The organism is Myroides sp. WP-1 (assembly GCF_014145635.1).
Classification (GTDB): domain Bacteria; phylum Bacteroidota; class Bacteroidia; order Flavobacteriales; family Flavobacteriaceae; genus Flavobacterium.
On the sequence record NZ_JACHTC010000033.1, the window covers coordinates 1 to 8838 of the forward strand.

2 protein-coding genes are annotated in these 8838 nt (G+C 40.1%); both read left to right on the plus strand.

The window, feature by feature from the left end; all coding sequences use genetic code 11:
- Nucleotides 1-1526, plus strand: a 1526-nt coding sequence (locus H4K33_RS15920) for an OmpA family protein (protein WP_182650784.1), incomplete at its 5' end; no start/stop codon positions are given.
- A 312-nt stretch (nucleotides 1527-1838) separates the two neighbouring features.
- Nucleotides 1839-8819 carry a fibronectin type III domain-containing protein gene (locus tag H4K33_RS15925; RefSeq protein WP_182650786.1) on the plus strand — a complete coding sequence of 2327 codons (6981 nt, stop codon included), beginning with the start codon at nucleotides 1839-1841 and terminating at the stop codon, nucleotides 8817-8819.
- The last annotated feature ends 19 nt before the right edge of the window (nucleotides 8820-8838 follow it).

Genomic DNA, 8838 nt, shown 5'->3' on the forward strand with positions numbered 1-8838 from the left:
AGCGCGCGATTGCTTTTTTACGCGAGCCCGATTACATTCCGCGTTTACGTGCGCAAGAGGAGCTTTTTACCTATGAAGAATCAGGGATCAATGACCGTCAAGGGAATGATTTCGGAGCCTTCTTAACAACGGGAGATACGCTTTATTTTGCCTCTACACGAGCAGGTAATAACTCGAAGAAAAAGTATGGCTGGGATAACCAAGGTTATTTGGATATCTACCAAGCGAAATACAAAAACGCTGATGACCCATTGTATGATGTAGAGCCTGTATCAGAGTTGAACACGAAGTATCACGACGGACCAGCTACTGTAACAGGAGATGGTCAGACGATGTACTTTGCTACGGAGAGTTTCCGTGCAGGAAAGTTTACCAAGAACAAAGCCAAGCTAGTGAAGCTTGGAAAAGTTAGTGTGTTTCGCGCTACGAAGAAGAAAGACAAGTGGACGGATTTTGAACCAGTACCGTTTAACGGTAGTGATTACTCTGTTAGTAACCCGAGTGTGAGCAAAGACGGTCGCACGCTTTACTTCTCTTCTGATATGCCGGGAACTATGGGAAGTACCGATATCTGGAAAGTGGAGATTGATGAAGAAGGAAACTACGGAACACCTGTAAATATGGGAAGTCAGATCAATACCGAAGGGCGAGAGTCATTTCCCTTTATCTCAGAAGATGGTAAGTTGTACTTTGCCTCAGATTCACGCAAGGGCTTTGGAGGTTTAGATGTTTACATGGTAGACTTAGCAATTCCACAAGCAGAGCCGAAGAATTTAGGCTCTCCGATCAATACGGCGAAAGACGATTTTGCATTCTCATTCTACCCAGGTAAAGACATCGGATTCTTCTCTACCAACCGCATTGGTCGCGATGATATCTACAAAGCGAAACCGGTTTGTAATACCGAGATGTATGTAACGGTAACGCACAAAGATACAGGTAAGTTATTAGAAGGCTCGCGCGTGGATATCTTTGACGATCGCAAGAACCTAATTGAGACGAAGTTTACGGATCACCGCGGTATTGTAGAATACGTAGTAGATTGTGATAAGTTTTATCACTTGCAGGTAGACAAAGAGGATTTCGAGGGCAAGTCAGTAGAAGTACCATTGAACCGCAAAGGCGGTCGTCAGTTAGTGAATGTAGCGTTGCGTCCGATAGAAGTGATTGTCACTAAAGACGAGATCATCTTAGGGGATATCTACTTCGAGTTTAACCGATCAAACATCACGCAACAAGGAGCGTTTGAGCTGGATAAGTTAGTGAAAGTGATGAAGCGCAATCCACAGATGCGCATTAAAGTAGGCTCTCATACAGATAACCGCGGAAGTGCGACCTACAACCAGAAGTTATCGGAGAACCGCGCGAAAACGACGGTACAATATGTCTTGTCTAAAGGGATTGAAGCTTACCGCTTAGAATCACAAGGATATGGCGCAAGCGCACCGAAAATCGATTGTAAGTCGAACTGCTCGGAAGAAGATCACGCGATCAACAGACGAAGCGAATTCGTTATAATCAAATAAATTAGTTTAAGTATTAAGTTTAGTATAGTTCTAAAAAGTCCTCATCCGATCATCGGGTGGGGGCTTTTTTATTTTAGGTACTAAAAATAAATTATTAACAATAAATTCTTATAAAGGACTATTTGATTTCGATAATTAAAAATTAATTACGCTTGTTTTTTGTAATTATTATTTGTTTTTGTGTTTTTTTTATATAAAAAGAAAAACAATGCTTGCTGTATTTTGGTTTACAAGAAGTTAATATTTATTATTTGTTAACATTTTTATAAAAAAATCATATATTTGATGATAACTAACTTAAAACGAATACGTATGAAGAAAATTACGATGCTCTTCTTTTTCCTACTAAGTGTCTGGTTCACTTATGGGCAAGAAGTGACTATTGGTACGGGCACCCTCACTGAGCGGCATCCTTTTGGAACCACCTGGGGGTATGAGCGATCAGCTGCTTTGTACACGTCAACCGAGATTGGACAAGCGGGATTTATTAATCAGTTGGCTTGGAATATCGGTAGTCTTAGAACGGCAAGTAGACCCGTGAAAATTTATCTGAAAGAAACAACGGCTACTACAATAACTGCGGCTGATTGGAGCTCCTTTACGACAGGGGCTACCTTGGTTTACGAAGGAACTATGAATCCGACGGCAACTGGATTCTATGCTTTTGCGTTTGGAGGTTCTTTTTCCTATTCTGGAGGGACGAATAATTTGCTTGTATTAGTCGAGACAAATTATGGGGGCTCTGGATTAACAGGTGCGAGTTATGACATAAAGGGGACTGCAACTTCAGGAATGCACTTTGAAGCTAGAAAAGATAGTTCACCTCCTACAGACAACTTATCAGAAGTGTCAGGAGGGTTCAGGCCGAATCTGAGAATTACTTTTGGTGATGAGATTCTGTGTGCAGTGATTGCGCCTAGCATTGTTAGATTAACATCATCGAGCGTTGAATTTAATGTAACGGAAAGAACAACCACCCAGTCGATTTATTACGAAGTTCGAACAGCTGGAGCAGCTGGATCGGGAGCAACAGGATTGGTTGCTTCAGGAACTGTTACGGATCTAACATCACTTCCTATCGTTGTAAATGGGCTAACGGCAGATACGAATTATACAATTTACACCCGTGCAAATTGTGCGGATCAGCTTGTTGGAGATTTTTCACCGGCGGTTAATTTCAAAACATCAGAAGTTGGTGTAATTGGAGGAGGAGCTGGTCGAGTAGATAACTACTTGCCTTTGTATTCCTATAATGGGTATAATTATTCTCAGATGATTTATACAGCTGAAGAGATTGGAGACGTTTTGGGAGATAATGTATTAGTTCAACGCATAAAATTCTTTTATACGGGTACGGGTACTGTAGCCAATTATAATACGTGGAAAGTGTATTTGACCAATACAACTAAAGGGTCATTTACAGGTACTTCGGCTAGTGATTGGATGTCTCACAGTCAGTTTTCTCAAGTTTTTGAAGGAACAGTTAGTTTGGTTGCGAACAACTGGACCGAGATTGTGTTTGATACTCCTTTCGAGTGGGATGGGGTGAGTAATCTTGCGATTGCAGTTTACGAAAATGCTGCGGGATATTCTAGCGGTTCGAGTTTCTCTACTTATGCAACAAATGGATATAGAGGAATTTTGCGCTCTGCGGATGCATTCTTTACCCCAGAAGGAGGAAATGCATCAGCATATGGTAGATATCAATACCTTCCAAGATTGTTTATCCAGGGAGTAGAACTACCTAGTTGTTATTTTCCAATAAACGTAAATGCGACTAACGTAACTGCCTCAAGCGTACAGCTGAATTGGGGCTTGTTGACTGGTTCAGAAACTAATGGAATTGATTACTATATAGCGACAAGTAATACGGCACCAACAGAGACAACAACGCCAACGGCTACGCTTGAATCTGAAGAGGATCGATCTTTGGTCGTGAGTAACTTGCAAGAACGTACAACCTATTATGTTTGGATGCGCAACATCTGTGCGGATAATTCTCGCACAACGTGGACAACCAAACCGATTGTTTTTACAACCTCTTTGGTTGCTGCAACGCTGCCTTTTGAAGATGATTTTCAAACGGAGGGAAGCTATGGTTTTGCCAATCACGGAAGGAATAAATGGTTTATTGGAACTGCAACTAATGTTACAGAGGGAGCAGCTCTGTTTATTAGTAGTGACGAGGGAGTAACGAATAGATACTTGAATTCAATCACGCAGGTTTCTCATGTTTTTAAAGATTTTACCATTCCAACGGGAGCAGAACAAGTGGAAATATTATTCAATTGGCGATCAGTTGGAGATGCCTATGACTATGATGGGTTTAGAGTGTGGATCGTTCCTACTTCATATGAACCTACAGCGGGAACAGAAATTACAAATGCAACGGGTAGAAAGCGACTAGGGCGTACCATATATGCTCAAAATGCTAATTTTATTAACGAGCATTTAGTATTTAATGTCGCTGATTTAGTAGGGGAGAACTTCCGTCTGGTGTTTGAATGGAAACAAAATGACTACTCAGGGGATAATCCGCCTGCAGCGATTAGGGAATTGAAAATTAATTATGCATCTTGTACACAACCTGCAGATTTAGTGTTGGATGAAGTAACTTCAGATAGCGTAAAAGTTACTTGGGAAGAAGTAGAAGATGTGGAGCAATACGAAGCGTATATATCAACTTCTTCAACGGAGCCAACAACTGAAACTGTTGGAACAGTGGTTGATGGTACAACTTATACTTTTGAGGATTTAGATAGCAATACAGAGCATTATATCTGGGTGCGTTCGCTGTGTTCTGCTACAAACCAAAGTTTGTGGAAAGGACCGTTAATAGTGAAAACTACATTAGTGCCTGCGACTCTTCCTTATTCATATGGATTTGAGGGAGATGAACCATATGCTTTTGTAAATCACACAACCAATAAATGGCATATTGGAACGGCTGTTCAAAATGGGGGGACACAATCTCTTTATATCAGTAACGATAATGGTGTGAAGAATGAATATAACCCAAATAGGACTCAAACTTCACATGTGTATAAAGACTTTAGTATTCCTGCAGGTGCAGCAGAACTGGAGGTCCAATTTGATTGGAGATCTATGGGAGATACGTATAATTACGACTTTTTTACCGTATGGGCTGTTCCTGTAGGTTATCAACCAACAGCAGGTTCAGATATTTCAACAGGTTCCGGACGAGTGCGATTAGGACGTACGATGTATAGTCAGAATCCAGCTTTTACAGCGGAGCGTATTGTGGTGAATATTTCTGCATTTGCAGGACAAACCATGCGATTAGTGTTTCAATGGAAAAATAACGATTATACAGGGGTAAACCCTCCAGCGGCCATCGATAATTTGAAATTGAACTATTCAAGCTGTCTTCAACCACAAAATTTGATGTCTGAGACGATCACAACGACGAGTGTCAAAGCGAAATGGGATGCAGTTACAGGCGTATCAAACTATGAAGCGAAGATTACCACAGCACCAACTCCTCCTGCCGAAACGGTTGCTGGAGCAACGGTGAGTACAACCAATCATACGTTTACAGGTTTGACAAGTAATACAGATTACTATATTTGGGTACGTTCACTATGTACTACAACAAATAAAAGTTTATGGAAAGGACCACTTAAAGTTACGACTGCTTTAGTGCCTGTAAACTTGCCGTTTAGAGATACTTTCGAAATAGATCAACCGTATGCAAGGGTAAATGACGAAATCAATAAATGGTATACCGGTAACGCTACGAGTAATGGCGGTCAACGCTCGCTTTACATTAGTGGTAATGGAGGAAGTGCAAATGAGTATATTTCAAATAGCACCAGTCAAGTTTCTCATGTGTATAAGGACTTTATTATTCCAACAGGTGCCGGAAATATTGGAATTAATTTCGATTGGCGTTTGTTAGGGGAGTCTAGTGATTTTATGAGAGTTTGGCTTGTCCCTATTACCTATTCGCCTGTACCCCGTGTTCAAACCACTGTAGCTAATAGTGGAGGAGTACAAATTGGAAAAATAAAATATAATCTTAATTCTATTTTTAGGAATGAGCGAATTGTAATTGACGGTTCAGCTTATGCAGGGCAAACTATGCGTTTGTTGTTTGAGTGGACAAATGATTCTTGGAGTGAATATCAGCCACCAGCAGCTATAGACAATTTAGAAATTGCAGTGATTACTTGTACTGAACCTGCAGGTGTTGTTATTACGGATGTTACTTCTACCTCGATTACAGTGGGATGGACTGTTGTGGAAGGACAGAGTGATTATGAAATTTACTATTCAACGACCAACGTTGGACTACCAGGAGATACAGTAACGGGATCTGTTACAACAACAGATAATCCTTATACAATAGAAAGGTTAACACCTAATACACGTTATTACATCTGGGTTCGCTCGATCTGTAGTGCAACAAGTAAAAGCTTGTGGGTGCCTATTTCGGTTGTTACAGGCCAGATTCCAGCTGAAGTTCCTTTTGATGAGAAATTTGAAGGCGATGATAACTGGACAGTAGGATCTAATACCATTAACAGATGGGTGATTGGAAGAGCTATTAGTAATGGTGGTTCTAAATCACTTTATATCTCTAATGACGGAGGATTGTCAAATGTGTACGATGTTGAGCGTGCTACAATTGCCCATGCCTACCGAGATATTGCAATACCAGCAGGTGTAAGAGAAGGGTTTCTTTCGTTTGACTGGCGTTGTATGGGACAAGGTTTCTCAGAATATAAATACGACTACTTCAAAGTGTGGTTAGTACCTGTGACATATAGTCCAATAGCTGGCGAACAAATTACTGAAGGAGATGATCGCGTTCAAATAGGAGGTGTTTTCAACGGTCAAGGATATGAGTTTGTTCGACAAGAATCAGTGCTCAATTTAACTGCTTATGCAGGAAGTAGCGTGCGTTTGGTTTTTGAGTGGACGCAAAATGAATATAGTGGGGAACAACCTCCAGCAGCCATTGACAATGTTAAAATCACAGTAATTACTTGTCCAGGGGTAGAGAATTTGCAATCAGAAATTTTGGATGGTGCGCCATCGCGTGTATCATTGACATGGGATACCCAAGGTATAGAAACTCAATGGGAAGTGTATATCGTGCCATTAGATAATGAAGTTTTACCTGGTAATGCGTCAACAGGTATTATAGTTGATACAAATTCATATGTGTTTGTCAATCCTAATCCAACAGGAGATGATCAATTCTACCGCTTTTATGTACGACCGATTTGTTCAGATACAGATAAAGGACGTTGGTCCAAAGTGGGAATTATCTCGTTTATTCCACCGCCTGGCTGTGCGAATGTAGAAGCAGATATTGAATTTTCAGATCTTGAAGGTTTAGAGAAGAACGCGAATGGAGAATATGTTATTTGTGAGAAAGGAACATTTAACTTTGAACTAGGTGCTTCGTATTATGATATCTTGAAAACCAATTCGTATGAGGTGTCATCCATTGAATACAAACCGCCGTTCCCTTTTAAAGGAGGTGGAGCTGTAGAGTTGACATCAGATGATGTTTGGTCTGATGTGATTGATTTAGGCTTTGATTTTTGTTTCTATGGAAATAAATACGATAAGGCGTTGATTAACACCAATGGAACAATTTCTTTTAGTATTCAAGGAGTAGTTCCTGGCGGACGTTATGTGCCTAGGCAAGGTGGAGCTCCATATTGGCCTACAGGTCTTATTCCAAGTGATCCTGGAGGTAGTCAAGGACCTACAATTAATTCGATTATGGGGGTATTCCAAGATACACACCCAGGAGAAGATAAAGCACCAGCAGATCACTCGATAAACTACCAGATTATCGGTAAAGCACCATGTAGAACGTTGGTATTTAACGTATATCGTTTAGGTATGTATGGAAGTGGATCAGGATGTGCGTTTAATCCAGATGATGTAGATGGAACAACACAGACTTCTCAAATCGTAATATATGAAGGAACAAATATTATAGAGGTGTATGTAAAAAATAGACATTCTTTATGTGATGAGTGGTCTAGAAATGCGATTATCGGACTTCAAAATGCTGACGGTACAGCTGGAATTGCACCTCCAGGGCGTAATACAGGGCCTTGGTCTACGCAAAACGAAGCATGGCGTTTTACTCCAAATGGAGATTCAACAGCAGAATTCTCTTGGGAGAAAGACGGGGAGTTCTTTTCTTCTGAGGCAAAAATCGACATCGCCGTAACTGAAACAGTAACGTATACAGCTAAAGCGAAGTACGAGATTTGTGGGGATGAAACAGTACTATTCAAAGAGTTTAAATTTGTAAAAGAGGATTTCAGTATTGGAACACCAAACGATCTTATTAGATGTACAAGTTTATCAGGAGAAGAACTTTTTGTCGATTTAAATGATAATGATAGTGCTGTTTTAGGTAGTTTAGATCCTGAGAAATATGATGTTTCGTATTTTGAAAGTGAAGAGGATATGAACGCACATGTCAACGTGTTAGATCCTATTTACAAGTTAACAGCGAACCGTACATTCTATGTTAAATTGACCAATAAACGCACGGGATGTAGTGAGTTTAAAACGTTCAAAGCAATTGTTAAACCTCCGTTAGAAGTTACCAAATTAGAGAATGAAGATGTTTGTGGTGCTTTTGTTTTTCCTGAATTAGCTGCAGGAGAAGCATACTATACAGAGGAATATGGAAAAGGTAATAAATACGAAGCTGGGGATTCTTATAGCGAGATTGGTGTCCGTACATTCTACATTTATCGCGAAGACGAAAATGGATGTTCTGGACAAACGTCATTCTCCGTTGAAGTTATTGATGAAGCAATAGCAGATGATATCGCTGATCAAACGTTTATGTGTGATATTTACTTCTTGCCAGAACCATCGAAGTACAATAAATACTTTACTCAACCAGATGGAAAAGGAGAAGAATTAAAAGCAGGCGCTCCAGTTATCAAACCGCAAACGATTTACGTTTATGCATACAACAAAGGAAAACGCGGAACAGAATGTATCGATGAGAAAAGCTTTACTATAAGCTATGAAGACTGTCCAATTCCGAAGGGTATTTCACCAAACGGAGATGGCTTAAATGATACGTTTGACTTGAGTCAACACGGAATTTCGAAGATTCAAATCTTTAACCGTAACGGGGTAGAAGTTTACTCACACGGATTAGGGTATAAGAAGGAGTGGTTTGGACAGAACAATTCTGATAAATTGCTCCCAGTAGGAACATATTATTATGTAGTTGTTTCTAACGGAAAAGTCAGAACAGGTTGGGTACAACTTAATTATTAATAGTAGCAATCAACTGTGT

What these genes read in the sequence shown, in the direction of transcription:
- H4K33_RS15925 (WP_182650786.1), top strand. Translation starts at nt 1,839, where the DNA reads ATGAAGAAAATTACGATGCTCTTCTTTTTCCTACTAAGTGTCTGGTTC.